Annotated in this window: 15 protein-coding genes; 6 read left to right on the top strand and 9 right to left on the bottom strand. The window is 72.3% G+C overall.

Features of this window, described 5'->3' with window-relative positions; translation table 11 throughout:
• Window positions 1-71 precede the first annotated feature (71 nt).
• Complete coding sequence (locus tag AC5L38_RS09210) at window positions 72-866, bottom strand: ABC transporter ATP-binding protein (protein WP_495242322.1); 795 nt, start codon at window positions 864-866, stop codon at window positions 72-74.
• Window positions 867-932: 66 nt separating this feature from the next.
• Here AC5L38_RS09210 and AC5L38_RS09215 point away from each other — a divergent pair, with 66 nt between their 5' ends.
• On the top strand, window positions 933-1,652 hold the full coding sequence (locus AC5L38_RS09215) for an Rv1486c family protein (RefSeq protein WP_495242323.1): 720 nt from the start codon (window positions 933-935) through the stop codon (window positions 1,650-1,652).
• 369 nt (window positions 1,653-2,021) lie between these two features.
• Here the strand turns inward: AC5L38_RS09215 and AC5L38_RS09220 are convergent, their stop codons facing one another.
• Window positions 2,022-2,684 (bottom strand): response regulator, encoded by a 663-nt coding sequence (locus tag AC5L38_RS09220; RefSeq protein WP_495242324.1) that lies wholly within the window; start codon window positions 2,682-2,684, stop codon window positions 2,022-2,024.
• 100 nt (window positions 2,685-2,784) lie between these two features.
• Complete coding sequence (locus AC5L38_RS09225) at window positions 2,785-3,924, bottom strand: GAF domain-containing sensor histidine kinase (RefSeq protein WP_495242325.1); 1,140 nt, start codon at window positions 3,922-3,924, stop codon at window positions 2,785-2,787.
• A gap of 123 nt (window positions 3,925-4,047) precedes the next feature.
• Between AC5L38_RS09225 and AC5L38_RS09230 the strand changes: the two genes are divergently transcribed.
• The 4 genes from AC5L38_RS09230 (at window position 4,048) to AC5L38_RS09245 (ending at window position 7,530) form a co-directional block, all read left to right on the top strand.
• Window positions 4,048-4,713 (top strand): SDR family NAD(P)-dependent oxidoreductase, encoded by a 666-nt coding sequence (locus tag AC5L38_RS09230; protein WP_495242326.1) that lies wholly within the window; start codon window positions 4,048-4,050, stop codon window positions 4,711-4,713.
• A complete protein-coding gene (locus tag AC5L38_RS09235; protein WP_495242327.1) occupies window positions 4,710-5,783 on the top strand; it encodes an S-adenosylmethionine:tRNA ribosyltransferase-isomerase in 1,074 nt (357 codons plus the stop codon). The genes AC5L38_RS09230 and AC5L38_RS09235 overlap by 4 nt, the downstream gene beginning before the upstream one ends.
• 94 nt (window positions 5,784-5,877) lie before the next feature.
• Window positions 5,878-6,429, top strand: coding sequence for a hypothetical protein (locus AC5L38_RS09240; protein ID WP_495242328.1), 552 nt, complete (start codon window positions 5,878-5,880; stop codon window positions 6,427-6,429).
• Between the two features lie 420 nt (window positions 6,430-6,849).
• Window positions 6,850-7,530, top strand: coding sequence for a response regulator transcription factor (locus AC5L38_RS09245; protein WP_495242329.1), 681 nt, complete (start codon window positions 6,850-6,852; stop codon window positions 7,528-7,530).
• A 129-nt stretch (window positions 7,531-7,659) separates the two neighbouring features.
• On the opposite strand, the gene AC5L38_RS09250 is transcribed toward AC5L38_RS09245, so the two are convergent.
• Window positions 7,660-8,529 carry a lysophospholipid acyltransferase family protein gene (locus AC5L38_RS09250; RefSeq protein ID WP_495242330.1) on the bottom strand — a complete coding sequence of 290 codons (870 nt, stop codon included), beginning with the start codon at window positions 8,527-8,529 and terminating at the stop codon, window positions 7,660-7,662.
• Complete coding sequence (locus tag AC5L38_RS09255; protein WP_495242331.1) at window positions 8,526-9,275, bottom strand: GNAT family N-acetyltransferase; 750 nt, start codon at window positions 9,273-9,275, stop codon at window positions 8,526-8,528. Before AC5L38_RS09255 ends, AC5L38_RS09250 begins: the two co-directional genes overlap by 4 nt.
• A gap of 115 nt (window positions 9,276-9,390) precedes the next feature.
• Between AC5L38_RS09255 and serB the strand changes: the two genes are divergently transcribed.
• A complete protein-coding gene (gene serB / locus AC5L38_RS09260; RefSeq protein ID WP_495242332.1) occupies window positions 9,391-10,614 on the top strand; it encodes a phosphoserine phosphatase SerB in 1,224 nt (407 codons plus the stop codon).
• 170 nt (window positions 10,615-10,784) lie between these two features.
• Here serB and AC5L38_RS09265 read toward each other — a convergent pair whose 3' ends face one another.
• From AC5L38_RS09265 to AC5L38_RS09280, 4 genes are all read right to left on the bottom strand, one after another.
• On the bottom strand, window positions 10,785-12,950 hold the full coding sequence (locus tag AC5L38_RS09265; RefSeq protein ID WP_495242333.1) for an FUSC family protein: 2,166 nt from the start codon (window positions 12,948-12,950) through the stop codon (window positions 10,785-10,787).
• A 55-nt stretch (window positions 12,951-13,005) separates the two neighbouring features.
• Complete coding sequence (locus tag AC5L38_RS09270; RefSeq protein ID WP_495242334.1) at window positions 13,006-13,479, bottom strand: SixA phosphatase family protein; 474 nt, start codon at window positions 13,477-13,479, stop codon at window positions 13,006-13,008.
• A gap of 199 nt (window positions 13,480-13,678) precedes the next feature.
• The gene (locus AC5L38_RS09275; protein ID WP_495242335.1) at window positions 13,679-16,009 is read right to left on the bottom strand and encodes a sodium-translocating pyrophosphatase; all 2,331 of its coding nucleotides are present in this window, start codon (window positions 16,007-16,009) and stop codon (window positions 13,679-13,681) included.
• A 724-nt stretch (window positions 16,010-16,733) separates the two neighbouring features.
• Window positions 16,734-17,186 (bottom strand): ATP-binding protein, encoded by a 453-nt coding sequence (locus AC5L38_RS09280; RefSeq protein WP_495242336.1) that lies wholly within the window; start codon window positions 17,184-17,186, stop codon window positions 16,734-16,736.

Consider the following 17,186-nt stretch of genomic DNA (forward strand, 5'->3'; position numbering starts at 1 on the left):
TCGGAACCGGCGGCCGTTCGAACCTGCCGGTCCGCCCTTGAAGCCGGCGCCCCCTCAGGAGCGGTGTGCCCTCAGAGCTGGTGCGCCCGTGCGTACCAGCGGCCGTCACGCCCCCGATCCAGGGTGAGCGGGACGCTGAAGGTGCGCGACAGGTTCTCCGCGGTCATCACCTGGTCGATCGGGCCCTGGGCCACCACGGAGCCGTGCCGCAGCAGCAGCGCGTGGGTGAACCCGCTGGGCACCTCCTCCACGTGGTGGGTGACCAGCACCATGGTCGGCGCGTTCGGGTCGTGCGCGAACGTCGCCAGGCGGCGGACCAGGTCCTCGCGCCCGCCCAGGTCAAGGCCGGCGGCGGGCTCGTCCAGCAGCAGCAGCTCCGGGTTCGGCATGAGCGCGCGGGCGATCTGGACCCGCTTGCGCTCCCCCTCCGACAGCGTGTTGAACCGGCGCCGGATCAGGTGGGCGCAGCCGAGCTGGTCGATCAGCTCGACGGCGCGCGTGACGTCGTGGGAGTCGTACTCCTCCGTCCAGCGGCCGAGGATGGCGTACGAGGCCGTGAGCACCAGGTCGATGACCTTCTCGTCCGGCGGCACCTTCTCCGCCAGCGCGGCGCTCGCGAGCCCGATGCGGGGCCGGAGCTCGAAGACGTCACTCTGGCCGAGCCGCTCGCCCAGGATCTCCACGATGCCCTCGGTGGGGAACAGCATCGCCCCGACCACCTGCAGCAACGTCGTCTTTCCCGCGCCGTTGGGACCGATGACGACCCACCGCTCGTCCTCGTGAACGGTCCAGTCGATCTCCCGCAGCAGGGCCGCTCCGTCCCTGCGGACGGTGACGTCCTGTAGCCGAAGCACTTGACCGCCCATCCCTTATGCCTCCTTGTGAATCGCTGGAACAAAACCTATTGCAGGACAAGCGCATATCGTGGATCGGTGCACCCTGATTCACCGATCTCGGCCACCCTGGTCTGCTGGGGCAATGCCTGGCTCGCCGGACAGGTCGGCCTCGACGAGGCCGCCGACCGCGTGGAACGGCAGGCAGGCCCCCAACTCGTCGCCGGTGAGACCGGCGACCTCCCCCTCCGCGGTTTCCTCGCCGACCTGCGGATCGAGGGCATGAAGTCGCTTCGACTGGCCCTCCCCATCGCGGGCGACCCACTCGGGCTCACCGGACCGCCCCCCTTCAACTCCGCGGCCATCGAGGCCGGGCAGGCGGCGACAGCCGTGCTTCCCGGCAGATGCGTCGGCCTGATCCCGGTAAACGACCGCCGCGGGTCATCGTACGCCGGGGTCCGCTGGACCGTGCTGGAGGCCCGTACCACCGCCCCCGACCTGCCCTCCCTCGCCGAGGCCGAGCACGAGCTGACCCGCGCCATGCGCGTGGCCACCGACGCCCTGCTCGGCGTGGAGGGCCCGGCCCAGGGACATCGGCGGCTGGAGATCGTGGACGACGGCCTGGCTCCCGGCTACCCCGCCAGGGCGCACCGGGTCGCCGCCCTGGCCGCCCGCCTCGCCGCGGTCCTCCGGGTCGCCGACGACCGCGGGCTCACCTCGGGCCAGATCGCCGTACGCGGCGAGGCCCTGCGCGAGCTCGACCGCGCGGTGCGCCGGGCCCGGGTGGTCGCCCACCACGCCATCACCGAACTGGTCTGACGGTCTTGACGGTCCGGGCGCGTGACATGGAGCGGGTCACCTGGCGAAGGCCGGCCTCCAGGGCCTGACGGCACGGTCCCCGCCCACCGGGACGGCCGGGGGACGACGGCGCGGGCCGCCGGTCCACGGGCGTCAGGCTGCCGGGGTGGCGCGCGGGCCCGGCCGGGAAGGCGAAGGGGTCGACGACGGGCGGAGGACCGCCCCGGGCACCTGAGCGCCTCCGGGAGGCATCGGGGGCGGCACCGGCCCCGCCGTCCGGGGCACCACCGAGACGGTCTCCGGGAGCGCCCGCCCGATCAGAGGCCCTGTCACCGTCAAAGGCCCTGCCATCGTCAAAGGCCCTGTCACCGTCAGAGGCCCTGTCAACCGTCAGGCCAGGCCGTTCCGCACCGCGTAGAGGGCGGCCTGGGTCCTGTCCTGCACGCCCAGTTTCATCAGCACGTTGGAGACGTGGGTCTTCACCGTCTTCTCCGCCACCGCGAGCTGCCTGGCGATCTCCCGGTTGGAGCGGCCCGACGCGATCAGCGCGAGCACCTCGCGCTCCCGGTCGGTCAGCGCCGCCACCGGCCTGCCCTCGGCACCGCCCTCGCGCCCGCCCTCCCGCACGGCCGGGACGGGTCCGGGACCCGACAGCATCGCCTCGGCGGCCTCGGGAGCGAGCAGCACCTGGCCCCCGTGCACCGCCCGGATCGCCTGCACGAGCGCGGCCGGCTCCACGTCCTTGTAGAGGAATCCCGCCGCGCCCGCCCGCATAGCCGGGGCCACGTCACCCCTGTCGCTGACCGAGGTCAGCACGAGCACCCTCGGCGACAGCCCCCGCTCTCCCAGCAGGAGCAGCGCGCCGAGCCCGTCGAGGACCGGCATCCTCAGGTCGAGCAGCAGCACGTCGGGGGCGAGCGACCCGACCAGGGCGACCGCCTCGGCGCCGTCGGCGGCCTCGCCGACCACGTCGAGGTCCTCCTGCAGGCTCAGGAAGGTGCGAAGGCCCTGCCGGACGACCGGGTGGTCGTCGGCGATCAGGACGCGGATCACCCGGTCATCTCCGTCCGGACCACCGGCGGCGGGCCCCACGGCCTCTCCTCCGGCCCGCGGATCACGCGATCCCCTTCCTCGTACCACCCCGTACCACGGATCATCCCGGCACCTCCATCCGGACGAGCGTGCCCCGCCCGGGCTCCGAACTCACCCTCGCGCTCCCGCCGACGGACTCCGCCCTGTCGCCCATCGAGGCGATGCCCAGCCCCCGTCCCGCCGCCGCGGTCACGTCGAACCCGGCCCCGTCGTCGCTCACCTCAAGGAACACGCGCCCGCCCTCGCAGCCCAGCCGGACCTCGACCGCGCGTGCCGCCGAGTGCCTGGAGGCGTTGTGCAGCGCCTCCTGGGCCACCCGGAGGACGGCCACCTCGACCTCCGGTTCGAGCTCGCACACCGGGGACTCCTCGAACGAGAACGAGGCCGGATGGAGCCGGTCGAGCAGGCGGACGTGCTTGCGGAGCGTCTCGGCCAGGCCGTGCCGGTCGAGCTCGGCCGGGCGGAGCTCCACGATCACCGCGCGCAGCTCGGCCAGCGCCTCTCCCGCCAGCCGCTCCACCCGGTCGAGCTCCCGCAGCGCCCGTACGGGATCGCCGACGACCAGGGACGCCGCGGCCTGCGCGGTAAGGCGCAGCGAGAACAGCTTCTGGGTCACCGCGTCGTGCAGCTCCCTGGCCATCCGGGTGCGCTCCTCGATCAGCGTGAGCTCCCGGCCCCGCTCGTACAGGCGGGCGTTGGTGAGGGCGATCGCGGCGTGCGCGGCGAACATGACGAGCAGCCGCTGGTCGCCCTCGGTGAAGCCGCCGGGGGCCCGCTTGTTCGACAGGAAGATGATGCCGAGCACCTCGTCCCCGTCGAGGATCGGCACCCCGAGGAAGTCCTTGAGCACCGGATGGGCGCGCGGCCAGTACTCGAACCTGGAGTCCTTGCGGATGTCGGGCAGCCGGACCGGCGCGCCCTCGCGCAGCATGGCGCCGAGCATGCCGTGCTGGCGGGGCATCGGCCCGATCTCGTCCCACTGCTCGTCGGAGATGCCCTCGGCGACGAACTCGGCGAACGCCCCCTGGTCGTCGGGCACGCCCAGCGCGGCGTAGCGGGCGTCCAGCAACCGCCGCGCCGACCGCACGATGACCTGGAGCACCTCCCGGACCGACAGGTGCCTGGTCACCGCGAGGACGGCGGAGCTCACCGCGTGCAGCACGGCGTCCCGGTCCTCGCTCTCCTCGCTCTCAGGGCTCACGAACCGACTCTAGGCGGCGGCCGACGTCCGCCGCGTACGCCATCGGTCCTAGGCCCATCAGCCCACCCCGGGCCCGGTCCGGCGGCCGATGTGCGGCGGGCGGGCGGCTCCTAGCGTCGAGGCATGACGAAGACCGCACTCATCACCGGTGCCTCCCGCGGCCTCGGCCTGGCACTGGCCCGCTCCCTCGCCGCCGACGGCTGGCGGCTCGTCCTCACCGCGCGGGGCGAGGACGCGCTGCGCTCCGCCGCGGACGAGCTGGGCGCCGTCGCCCTGGCCGGAGACGTCGCCGACCCCGCCCACCGGGACCGGCTGACGCTGGCCGTACGGGAACACGGTGGGCTGGACCTGCTGGTCAACAACGCGTCGGGGCTGGGCACGGTCCCGCTGCCACCGCTGGCCGGATACCCGGCCGACACGCTTGAGGAGCTGTTCCGGACCAACGTGCTGGCCCCGCTGGCGCTGATCCAGGCGAACCTGCGCGGGCTCAGGGAGCGGCGCGGCGCGATCGTGAACATCTCCTCCGACGCGGCGGTGGAGGCCTACGAGGGCTGGGGCGGGTACGGCGCGACCAAGGCGGCCCTGGAGCAGCTCTCCCACGTGCTGTCCGTCGAGGAGCCGGACGTCGCGGTCTGGTGGGTAGATCCGGGCGAGATGTCCACCGCCATGCTCGCCGACGCGGTCGGCGCCGGGGAGGCGGCGCAGGCCCCGGGCCCTGAGACCGTCGTCCCCACCCTGCGGCGGCTGATCGCCGACCGCCCGGACAGCGGCCGGGTGAGGCACGAATGAGCGGGCGAGGACGGGTCCTGAACGGGCTCGTGGCGGACGCCATGGCGGCGGACTTCGTGCTCCCCGGCGAGCTGGAGGCGCACGAGCCGCCGGAGGCCCGGGGGCTGGCCCGCGACGGGGTGCGCCTGCTGGTCTCGGACCGGAGCACCGGAGAGGTGGGCCACCACACGTTCGCCGAGCTTCCCGGCCTGCTCGGCCCCGGCGACCTGCTGGTGGTCAACAACTCCGGCACGCTCCCCGCCGCCGTCCGGCTCGACCGGCTCGCGGTGCACTTCTCCACCGAGCGGGAGGACGGGACGTGGCTGGTCGAGCTCCGGCGGCGACGGGCTCCCGAAATCCCCGAGAACGTGGAGGCGGCCGGTGAGCCCTACGGGGGCGGCGCGGACGGGGAGTGGCTGCCGCTGCCGGGCGGTGCGACGCTGCGGCTGCTGGGGCGCGAGACGCCGCGCCTGTGGCGGGCGAGCCTGGACCGCGAGGTCACGGGCTACCTGCGCCGGTACGGCGTGCCGATCCGCTACTCCTACGTCGACAGGGACTGGCCGCTGGCCGACTACCAGACCGTTTTCGGGGTCCGGCCTGGCAGTGCGGAGATGCCCAGCGCGGGGCGGCCTTTCACCACCGGGCTGGTGACCTCCCTGGTGTCGCGCGGGGTCGGGATCGCGCCGATCACCCTGCACACGGGGGTGGCGTCCCCCGAGAAGGACGAGCCGCCCTACCCGGAGCGGTTCGAGGTGCCCGAGGCCACCGCGCGGCAGGTGGAGCTCGCGCGCGAGTCCGGCGGCCGGGTGATCGCGGTCGGCACGACCGTGGTCCGGGCGCTGGAGACGGCCGCGCTGGCCACCGGCCGGGTCCGCGCCGCGGACGGCTGGACCTCGCACATCGTCACCCCCGAGGCCGGGGTGAGGGCGGTGAACGGCCTGATCACCGGGCTGCACGAGCCGCGCTCCAGCCACCTGCTGATGCTGTCGGCGATCGCCGGCCGCGACCTGCTCTCGCGGTCGTACGCGGAGGCGCTCGAAGAGGGCTACCTCTGGCACGAGTTCGGCGACGTTCACCTGATCGCCGGTTAGCCGGCCAGTCAGTCACAAGGGTTTTCCAAGTCGGGCCCCGCATGCTGAGCGCGGCAGACAACGGGGATCACCGAATTCCGACTGGAGTAGAGAAATGCGCCGGCACCTGACCGCCTTCGCCGCCATCGCCCTGGCGGGAGGCATGCTGCTCACCCCCGGGACCGCGAACGCCGCGGCCCCCCGTATCACCGCACCGCTCACCGCACCGCAGGGAGTCGTGGACCAGCCGCTCGCGCCGCTGAAGACGACCGTCTCCTACCCGCGCAGGGCCTGGGCGGGCGACTCGTACGTCTACACGCTCAGGATCAAGAACGTCGGCAAGTGGTACACCGACATCGCCTACGTCGGCGGGTACCTTCCCTCGCAGGTCTCCAAGGTCCGCATCATCGGCAAGCCCTCCGGCTCGTACTGCGAGGCCTCGGGGCGCGAGGTGGGCTGCCTGCTCGACACCCTGAACCCCGGCAGGACGGCCACCCTCAAGGTCAGGGTCTGGTTGAAGAACGGCGCCCGGGGCACCGCGACCGCCGATTTCGGTTCGGCCTCGATCGACGTCCCTGCGGGCGGGTTGAGCACCCTCGACATCCACGGCATCGACATCGGCACCGACGTCAAGTACGTGCGGGTGAAGACGCGGGTCCTCCGCTAGTCACGCGCTTCACCTGACCGCCTTCCGGCCAGGAACGATCACCGAAAGCGATGGGTGTTCGCAACGCCGGGGAAATCCCCCGGCGGCGACGGCGACGGCGACGGCGACGGCCCGGCCCGTGCCGGACGGGCGGGCGGGCGCGGGGCCCGTGTGCGCTGCGGCAGGGCCGATTACGCCGTGATTCGGACGGGCGAGCGGGCGCGGGGCCCGTGTCGTGCGGCTGTCGCGAAAACCCTTCGCTTCCGAGCCGTCCCGCTCCGGACCGCACCCGCTCCGGACCGCACCCGCGCCGAGGCGTTCCCGCTCTGAGGCGTTCCCGGCGAAAGTGCGGGCAACCTCATATGCGGGGCGCCCGTGTGCCGGGCAGGATCTCCCCATGGCGAGTTTCGGACGGTACGCGATTCATGACCGAGCTGAGAGATGACCGGGCTGAGAGTCGTCCTGGCCGAGGACCACTACCTGGTACGCGAGGGCACCCGCAAGCTCCTGGAGACCTCCGGTGAGATCGAGGTGGTGGCCGCCGTGGGCACCGCGGACGAGCTGCTCGACGCCGCCGGGCGGCTGCGTCCCGACGTGGTGGTCACCGACATCCGGATGCCGGGCTCGGCCGATCTCGTCCGGCCGGGGATGGAGGGGATCGACGCGGCGCACCGCATCCGCGCCGCCTCGCGGGACATCGGCGTCGTGGTGCTCTCCCAGTTCTCTGACGCGATGTTCGCCCTGGACCTGTTCAGGGACGGCACCGAGGGCCGCGCGTACCTGCTCAAGGACCGGGTCGGTGACATCGACGAGCTGCTCGGCGCGATCAGGTCGGTGGCCGGGGGCGGATCGGTGATCGACCCCAAGGTGGTGGAGGGCCTGCTGGCCAAACGGGAGGTGCGCGGCGGCCCCCCTCCCGCGGAGCTGACGCCCAGGGAGCTGGACGTGCTCAGGGAGATGGCGCACGGCCTGTCCAACGGAGGCATCGCCCGCGCCCTGCACCTGTCGGTCTCGGCCATCGAGAAGCACGTCAACTCGATCTTCATGAAGCTGGCCCTGGAGAACAGTCCCGACACCCACCGCCGGGTCGCGGCCGTCATCACCTATCTGGGCTCGGCCTGAGTCCCCGTCCTCCCGGGTTCGAGGACCGTCCCCGGCGATGGCACGGCCCGCGTCCGAGCGCCGCCCGAAGCGGCGTACCGGCCCTTGGGGCCCGTCCGATCAGCGGTGGCCTCCGCTCGCCGTCCCCCGTCAGGCGGCGACGGGAAGGCCGTGCGCGGCCCCGGCGACCAGCACCGATGCGACGGACGACTCGGCGGCCCAGGCCAGCTCCCTGCGGTCACGTCCCCACACGGCGGGCAGCATCGTCACCTCCACCGTGAGTCTCCGGACGGCCACCACGCGGCGGATCGAGGCCGGCAGGGAGTCCTCGCCGACGAAGGCGGGCCCGGTGGCCGGGACGTCCTCCCCCTCCAGATACCTGATCGCCACCGGCCTGACCGGGGCCCCGGCGTCCAGGGCCGCCTGGAACACGGCGGGTTTGAAGGAGCCCATCCCGCGCCCGCACCAGGTCGTCCCCTCGGGGAAGGCCGCCACCGGGTGACCGCCCGCGAGCGCGGCGGCCACACCGCCGACGGCCTCGGGCAGCGCGGAGAGCCGGTCCCTGTCGATGAACAGCGCGCCCGCACCCGCCGCCAGCCGGCCGATCACCGGCCACACCCGTACCTCCTGCTTGGCCAGCAGGCGGCACGGCAGGACCGCCGCCATGACGAGCGGGTCCAGCCACGACACGTGGTTGGCCACGACCAGCGGAGCCGCCCCGGACCGCCCGTCGGCGACCGGACGGGGGCCGGAGACGGAACCGGCCATGAACGCGAACCCCTGCCGCACCTCGATCCGTACGCCGACGGCCCGCAGTACCAGCCGGGACCAGACGCTCGTCAGCCGGAGCCTGCCCTCCGTGCCGAGCCCGCGGGCCGCGAGCGCGAGCACCGCCCCCGCCAGGACCACCAGCGCGACCGCCGCCAGCCGCAGCGCCCTGCGCGGCCCGGCGGCCCTCACTCCCGGCGGGAGGAGGCACAGGGCGGGCCTGCACGGCGCCACCGGCATCCACGGGTTCACGACGCGGCTCCCAGGAAGTGGCGCAGGTACCGGGGGTCCGCCTCGGCCATCGAGAGCAGTACGAAGAAGTCGGCCGTGTCGAAGCCGAGGTCGTGGGCGGGCGGGCCGCAGACCCAGGCCCCCAGCCGCATGTACCCGCGCAGCAGGGGCGGCAGCGCCCGCCCCGGCCTCTTGGCGGGCGCGGAGAAGTCCTCCCGCTGCGGGGGTACGGAGGTCTCCTGCCAGGGGCGTATCGGCGTGACGCGGTAGCCCGGCGGGGAGAGCGGCACCTGTTCCATGATCCCGGCGGCCTCGGCCACCGGCACCGAGCAGCACCCCGCCAGCCAGCCGTATCCCCCGGCCGCCATGTAGCGGGCGATTCCCGCCCACATCAGCCCGAGCACCGCGCCACCCCGGTGACCGGGATGCACACAGGCCCTGCCGGCCTCCACCATGTCCCCCCGGATGCCGGCCAGCGCGCCGAGGTCGAACTCGGAGTCGGAGTAGAGGCGATCGGCCCTGCGGGGAGCGAGCAGCCGGTAGGTGCCGACGACCTCGTCCGTGTCGTCGCACCTCACCAGGAGGTGATCGCAGTAGGCGTCGAGGGGATCGACGTCCAGGCCGGTGATGGGACTGTCCAGCCTGGCGCCCATCTCCTCGGCGAAGACCCGGTGGCGCAGGCGCTGGGCCTCGCGCATCTCGACGGCGGTAGCGGCCAGCCCGACGCTGTAGCGGGCGAGGCGCGGCTCCATGGGAAGGGTCGTCATGAGTTCATGAAGACAGTCACAGGTGACATGGGACCCGAGAGCCCCGCGAACTCCAGGCGTCCGGATGATGAACCGCATTCACGGTCCGATCCGGAGCCAAGTACCGTAGGAACCGATGAACCAGCGCACGCTTCTGATCACGTTGAACGGCCCCGACCGACCGGGCGTGACCTCACGCCTCTTCTCGGTCCTGGCCGGCTTCCCCGTCATCGTCGCCGACGTGGAGCAGGTCGTCATCCGCGGCCGGCTCACCCTCGGCGTCCTCGTCTCGTACGCGGGCGACACGCCGACCGGCACCGGCGGCACCCTCGGCGCCCTCTGGACCGCCGTCGAACGGACCGCGGAGGATCTCGGACTGCAGGTGGAGCTGTCCACCGGCTCCGACCCGAAGGAGAAGCGGCGCAGGGGGCGGCTCAACGTCACCGTGCTCGGCGCGCCGCTGCAGCCCGCCGCCATGGCGGGCATCGCAGGGCGGATCGCCGCGGCCGGTGCCAACATCGACCGGATCGAGCGCCTGTCCAGTTACCCGGTCACCTGCATCGAGCTGTCCCTCTCCGGCGCCGACCCCGACACCCTCAGGGCCGAGCTCGCCGTCGAGGCGCACGCCCAGCAGGTCGACGTGGCCGTGCAGCGGACCGGCCTGCACCGCAGGGCCAAGCGCCTGATCGTGATGGACGTCGACTCGACGCTCATCCAGGCCGAGGTGATCGAGCTGCTGGCGGCGCACGCCGGCTGCCTGGAGGAGGTCGCCAGGGTCACCGAGGAGGCGATGCGCGGCGAGCTCGACTTCGCCGAGTCGCTGCGCCGCCGGGTCGCGCTGCTGAAGGGCCTCTCGGAGGAGGTCTTCGAGAAGGTACGCAAGGAGCTCGTCCTGACTCCCGGCGCCCGGACGCTGGTGCGGACGCTCAAGCGGCTCGACTACCGGTTCGCGATCGTCAGCGGCGGGTTCACGCAGCTCACCGACGCCCTCGTGGACGACCTCGGGATCGACTACTCCGCGGCCAACACCCTGGAGGTCGTCGACGGCGTGCTGACCGGGCGGGTGGTCGGCGAGATCGTCGACCGGCCGGGCAAGGCGCGGGCGCTGGAGCGCTTCGCCCGCGAGGCGGGGATCCCGATCAGCCAGACCGTGGCCATCGGCGACGGCGCCAACGACCTGGACATGATCGCGGCGGCCGGCCTCGGCATCGCGTTCAACGCCAAGCCGGTGGTCCGCCGCGCCGCCGACACCGCGGTCAACGTGCCCTACCTCGACTCGATCCTCTACCTGCTCGGCATTCCCCGCGCCGAGGTGGAGGACGCCGACGCCGAGGACGGTGTCACCACCGCCGAACGGTGACCGCACCGACCTCGCGGACGATCATGATCACCGGCGCCTCGAAGCGGTGAACCACCGGCGCCTCGGACGATCACGGCCACCGGCGCCTCGAAGCGGTGAACCACTCGGCGCCGCGTGACGGTGAACCACCGGCTCCCCGGAGCGATGCCGCCGACCTCGCGAAGCGTGGGCTACCGGCTTCTCGGGGTCGTGAGAGCGGCCAGGCGTACGGCCTCGGCGCCCAGTCCCCGCAGGGCGGGCTGCGCGGCGGCGGCGTGCCTGATGCGCCGTCGCAGACCGGTCATCCTGTCGGCCGCGTCCCCCTGCGGATCGGCCAGCCCGGCCAGTTCGGCGAGCTCGTCCAGGCGGCTCGCGGCCAGCGCGTCCACGTGCGCGCCGATCTCGTCGAGCACCGCGTCGAGATCGTCGGGCGGGATCCCGGCCTCCTCGGTCCTGACCGCCTCGGCGGCCTTCTCCAGCCGGTCGGCGACGAGATCGAGGACCGTCACCGTGGGCCCCGCCCCCTCCTCGGGCGGCGGCACCGCCAGCAGCGCGAACCCGTTGTCCCGCAGCCGCCTGGCCGCCGTCAGCGACTCCCTGAGCCGCCGCGGCGCGCTGCCGCCCGGTTCCTTGTCCAGCAGATCCAGGGAGTCGGCGAGCCGCCCTTCGGCGTCGGCCGCGGCGAAGCCCCGAACGCTCACCTGGGCGGGATCACGGTCGATCAGCGACCGCACCAGGGCGGCGTGGCTGTCGAGCATCTCCCCGATCCTGGTGGTCAGCCGGGTCCGGTGCCCCCTGGGCCACAGCAGCCGGGCGAAGAGCAGCGCCAGCGCGCCGCCCGCGACCGTGAGCCCCACCCTGGCCACCGCCGCGCCCCAGTCGAGCGGCAGGGAGAAGTCGGACAGCGTCAGCGAGAGCGGCGTGGAGAAGATCGCCCAGTATCCGTAGCCGGACCCGCGCAGCGCGAAGCCCAGCGCCGCGAAGACGGAGATGAAGAGCGTCAGGTAAAGATGCCCCGGCGCGACCGTCAGCACCACCGCGGCGGCCAGCGCGCCCACGGCCGTGCCCAGCACCCTCAGCAGCACCCGCTCCACCGTGTCGCGGTAGGCGGGGCGGAGGCTGACCGTCACGGTCACCACGAACCACTTCGCGTAGTGCTCGCGGACCAGCGCCATCAGCGCCATGGCCGTGATCACCGCCAGTCCCACCCGGACCGGGTGATGCCCGGCCGCGACCGCCGGCCTGCGGGGTCGTACGAACCTCGGCAGGCGGGGGCCCACCTCGACGCTCTCGGCGGCCTGCCGGGCCACCGAGCGCACCGCCATCGCGATCCGGTCCACATCCCGGCGGATCTGCCCCAGCAGCACGGCCGCGGGCAGCGGCGCCCTGCCCGCGCGGGCGGTTCCACGGATCTCGTCCACCCGGTCGGCGAACCGCCCGATGGCGGCCAGCGCCTCCGGGATCCGCGACGAGCCGCCGAGCAGCACCGCCTCCCGCAGCGCGCGGGCCAGCACCCCGACCGCCTCGTCCAGCTCCCGGACCCACTCCGTCCCGAGGCCCGTTCCCGCGGCCTGCCGTGCCTCCCCGGGCCCCGCGGCCTCCATGGCCTCCACGGCCGCCGCGCGCAGCACGCGCAGCGCGACCGTCTGCTGGAAGAGGCGGGTCAGCGTGTCCGGCAGCCGCTCCGGCGACCGGTCGTCCTCCACGGAGATCCGGTAGAGGGAGAGCGCCCCGTCCAGGTCCTTCAGCGCGGTGGCGGCCCGGTGGCGCAGCGGCTCCCAGCTCTCGTCCGCGAGCGGCGCCCTTCCCCCGGCCGCCAGGAGGTCGGCCAGCGCCGTACCGGCCTCCTCCACGGCCCTGCGCAGCGGCCGAAGACGCAGTACCGGCCAGACCGCCACCACCAGCAGCACGGCCAGCAGGCCACCGGCGGCGGTGGCCGCCAGGTGAAGCGGCACGCTCATGCCGGGGAGCGCGAAGTACGCCAGGGTCACGGAGAGCACCGCGGGGATGCCCAGCGTCGGCCAGTAGACGCTCGCCGCCGCGACCAGGCCGACCACCACGACGGCGACCGGCCAGGGACCGGGCTGGACGAGCGCACCGAGACCGACACCGAGCGTGACCGTGGTCGTGGCGACGAGCAACCTGCGGACGCGATCACCGTACGGCCGCCCCGGGGCGTCGCCGAAGAGCGTGAGATAGCCGCCCAGGGCGACCGAGGCGCCCTCCCGGAGGTGGCCGAGGAGGACGCCGAACGTCAGGGGGAGGCAGATGACCAGCGCGCACAGCAGGCCGTAGCCCCAGGCCGGACGGCCGGAGAGCCGGAAGTCGGCGCGCAGCGCGCCGATGAGCCCTCGCATGCGACCCCCGATCGCCCCCCTCGTGCCGCCTTCCCTTCCGGAACCGTGCCGGGTCTCAGTGCTTCTTGGGGTTCCAGCGGGCGATCCCGCGGCCGGTGTCGAGGCCGGACCACTCGCCGTCGACCTCGATGACGGCGAACGAGCCGGGCGGGAACCCGCCGTCGCCGTCGACGGTGGTGATCTGCGCGACCAGCTCCTGGACCCCGGGATTGTGACCGACCAGGACCAGCGTGCCGACCTCCGGGTCGCTCCGCCGGATCAGCGTGAGCAGCTCGTCGGGGTAGGCCTCGTATATGGCCGGTTCGATCACGATGTCCGCGCCGGGGAGTGCCAGGTCCGCGGTCCGCCGGGTCCGTACCGACGGCGAGCAGAGCACCAGGTCGGGGGTGAGGCCCATGCCCGCGAGGGCCGCGCCGACCTTGAGGGCGTCGCGTTCGCCGACGTCGGTGAGGGGCCGCTCGCGGTCGGCCAGGCCGGAGGTGTGAACCGCCTTGGCGTGGCGCAGGACGACGAGCGTGCGCGCCGTCATCGCGACGCCCACATGGCCAGACCCACGATCACCGCGAACACCGCGGCCATCGCCAACAGGATGAGGACGAGTGTCTTGCCTCCGGAGGGCTGCTGTTCCATACCGGCCAGTTTCCCACCGGGGTGGTCCGCACACGCCGAAGGGGTGCACGCGGCCCGTGCACCCCTTCGTCGAACTCGTCGAACTCGTCGAACGTTTTTCAGCTGGAGACCTGCTCCGGCTCCCGGTCGGAGTTGTTCTCCTCCGTCGGGGCGATGCTCGCGGAACGCCGCTTGGAGATGACGACCGCGGCGACGACGATGCCCACCGCCAGCACCGTGATGCCGATGCGCAGCGCGGGGCTGTCGGCGTAGGTCACCACGGCCGGGGCGATCAGCAGCGCCACGAGGTTCATCACCTTGAGGAGCGGGTTGATCGCCGGTCCGGCGGTGTCCTTGAACGGGTCGCCGACGGTGTCACCGATGATGGTGGCCTCGTGGGCCGGTGAGCCCTTGCCGCCGTGGTGGCCGTCCTCGACCAGCTTCTTGGCGTTGTCCCAGGCACCACCGGAGTTGGCCAGGAACACCGCCATGAGCGTGCCGCACGCGATGGCACCGGCCAGGAACGCGCCGAGCGGGGCGTACCCGAGGGCGAAACCGACGGCGATCGGGGTCAGCACGGCCAGCAGGCCGGGCGTGGCCAGCTCCCGCAGCGAGTCGCGGGTGCAGATGTCGACGACCCTGCCGTAGTCGGGCAGCTCCGTCCCCGCCATGATCCCCGGCTTGGTGCGGAACTGCTCGCGCACCTCGAAGACCACCCGCCCGGCCGCGCGGCCGACCGCCATGATCGCCAGGCCGGAGAACATGAACACCACCGCGGCGCCGATGATCAGACCGACCAGCACGTTCGGGGAGTCGACGCTCAGGCTGAACGAGCTGAACGAGCCCAGCGCCTGTTTCACGCTCGCCGTCGCACCGACCAGCTCGGTCTCGACCGCCGTACGGAACGCGCCGAACAGCGCGGTCGCGGCGAGCACGGCGGTGGCGATCGCGATGCCCTTGGTGATCGCCTTGGTGGTGTTGCCGACGGCGTCCAGCGAGGTGAGGACCTGTGCGCCCTCGCCCTCGACGTCGCCGGACATCTCGGCGATGCCCTGGGCGTTGTCGGAGACCGGGCCGAAGGTGTCCATCGACACGATCACGCCGACCGTGGTCAGCAGGCCGGTGCCCGCCAGCGCCACGGCGAACAGCGCGATGGTGACGTTGCCGAAGCCCAGCAGGAAGGCCCCGTAGACGGCGGCTCCGATGATCAGCGCGGAGTAGACCGCCGACTCCAGGCCGACGCTGATGCCGGACAGGATGACCGTGGCGGGACCCGTACGGGAGCTCTCGCCGATGTCCCGCACCGGGCGGCGGTTCGTCTCGGTGAAGTAGCCGGTGAGGATCTGGATGGCGCTCGCCAGCACCAGGCCGATGAGCACCGCCCCGACCGCGATCAGGCGCGGGTCCGAGGTGACCGCGGCGATCTCCGGGCTCACGTTGGTCAGCCCGGAGAAGCTGGCCGGCAGGTAGAGGTAGGCCGCGACGGCGACGAGGATCGCCGAGATGGCCGCCGAGATGAAGAAACCCCGGTTGATCGCGGCCATCGCGTTGCGGTCGCCGGCGCGCGGGGCGGTGACGAAGATGCCGATGATCGCCGTGATCACACCGATCATGGGCACGATCAGCGGGAACACCAGTCCCTCGACGCCGAAGGCCACCCGGCCCAGGATCAGGCTGGCGACCAGCATGACCGCGTAGGACTCGAACAGGTCGGCGGCCATGCCCGCGCAGTCGCCCACGTTGTCACCGACGTTGTCGGCGATGGTGGCGGCGTTGCGCGGGTCGTCCTCGGGAATGCCCTGCTCGACCTTGCCGACCAGGTCGGCGCCGACGTCGGCGGCCTTGGTGAAGATGCCGCCGCCGACTCGCATGAACATGGCGAGCAGCGCGGCGCCGAAGCCGAAGCCCTCCAGCACGGCCGGGGCGTCGCCCTGATAGATGATCACCACCACGGCCGCGCCGAGGAGGCCGAGGCCAACAGTGATCATTCCGGCCACGCCGCCGGTGCGGAAGGCGATCCGCATGGCGACCTTCTCGCCGGACGCGCGGGCCGCGGCGGCGACGCGGACGTTGCCGCGCACCGCCAGCCACATGCCGATGAATCCGGTCAGCGCGGAGAACAATGCGCCGACGACGAAGAAAGCCGATCTGCCGATTCTTACGCTGGTCGTCTCGGCAGGTAGGAGATACAGCAGGAACGGAATCAGGATGACGAACAACGCGAGCGTCCGGAACTGCCGCGTAAGGTACGCGGAAGCCCCTTCCTGGACCGCTCTCGCGATGTTCTGCATACGTTCGGTGCCTTGGTCGGCGGCCAGCACCTCACGCACCAGGGTGCCGGCGACGGCGAGTGCGAGCAGGGCGACGGCGGCGACCACGATGATGATGGTGAAGTGGTGACCACTCAGGGATACCGCTGGCTCTGCAGCGGCGAGATGGAGCACAGACATCCGACTCTCCTTGGCAAGACGGGAACACGTCCTGCCCGGAGTGCGCTGCGATGAGATTAGGCGGCTGAAGCGGCGCACGTCCGGGATGGTTGGCAGTGCCGCTTCCAGTTGCAGACCCCCGCGGAGGACGGCTCGCGTGCGGGCCGCTCCGAAGGATAAACCTTGGCCGGTTCCGGGAGTCTACGCAGCGATGACGCGGATATGAAGCCTCTGCCCTCGCCCATTTGACGACACGGCTGACACCCTTCGGCGACCGACCTGCTTATGAGGTCATTTCACCCGTCACACCTGCCCCACCCATTCCCATTTCCCCCCAATTTCAGACAAGAAACATCCAAATTAAGTTTGGACCGAAATTAGGATTTCCTCGGCCTGACGGCCGGGCAGAGTCGCGTGAGCACCGGAAACGATCCTTCGGCGGACCTGCCACTGGCCCCTGACTCTCCACGACGGCGGAACCCGTACGCGTGGACCGCCAAGAGCCCTCAGGTGGACGTCACAGACGCCTCTCGTGGCACACGGGTACCCCTTGGTGGAACGCTCTTTGAGCGTCCTGCCGCGAACGAGCCGGACGACGTGCTCATCAGGACGTCACAGATGGATCCCACTGCCCGGACCGCACTCCGCTGCCCGGACCGCGCGCTCCGGGCCCCGTGCCCCGTGCCCCTCACAACGAAAGCCGGGCGCGTCCACATGGACACTCCCGGCCGCCGAAGTCTTCTTGTCAGACCGGAGACAGCCCGTTCGTCGCCGCCGGCCAGCTCATGCGAATGCACATGCCCTTCTGGCTCGGGTAGACCTGAACGTCGTCGGCCAGCCCCGCGATGACCGCGATGCCGAAACCGGCCATCAGGTCATCGGGAAGCTGCCCGAACGGATCGTCGAACCCCAGAAGGGCGCGATCATGCTCCAGCTCGTCACTGTCACTAGGGGCGGAGTCGGTGACCGTCACCTCGAAACGCCCTAAGTCATCACGTAGCTCGATCCGGATCGGCTCCCCCGGACAGTGGAGGCGATGTGCCTCCACGGCCCGTGAGCATGCCTCACCGACAGCGAGCCTTACCTCGTCCAGCAGCGACTCCTGCACGCCGGTACGCCTGGCGATAGCCGTGGCGACCAGGCGTGCCGTCCGCACATGCGCGGGGAGAGCGCTGAACGTCAGCTCGACGGTAGCCAC

The organism is Streptosporangium nanhuense (assembly GCF_059358815.1).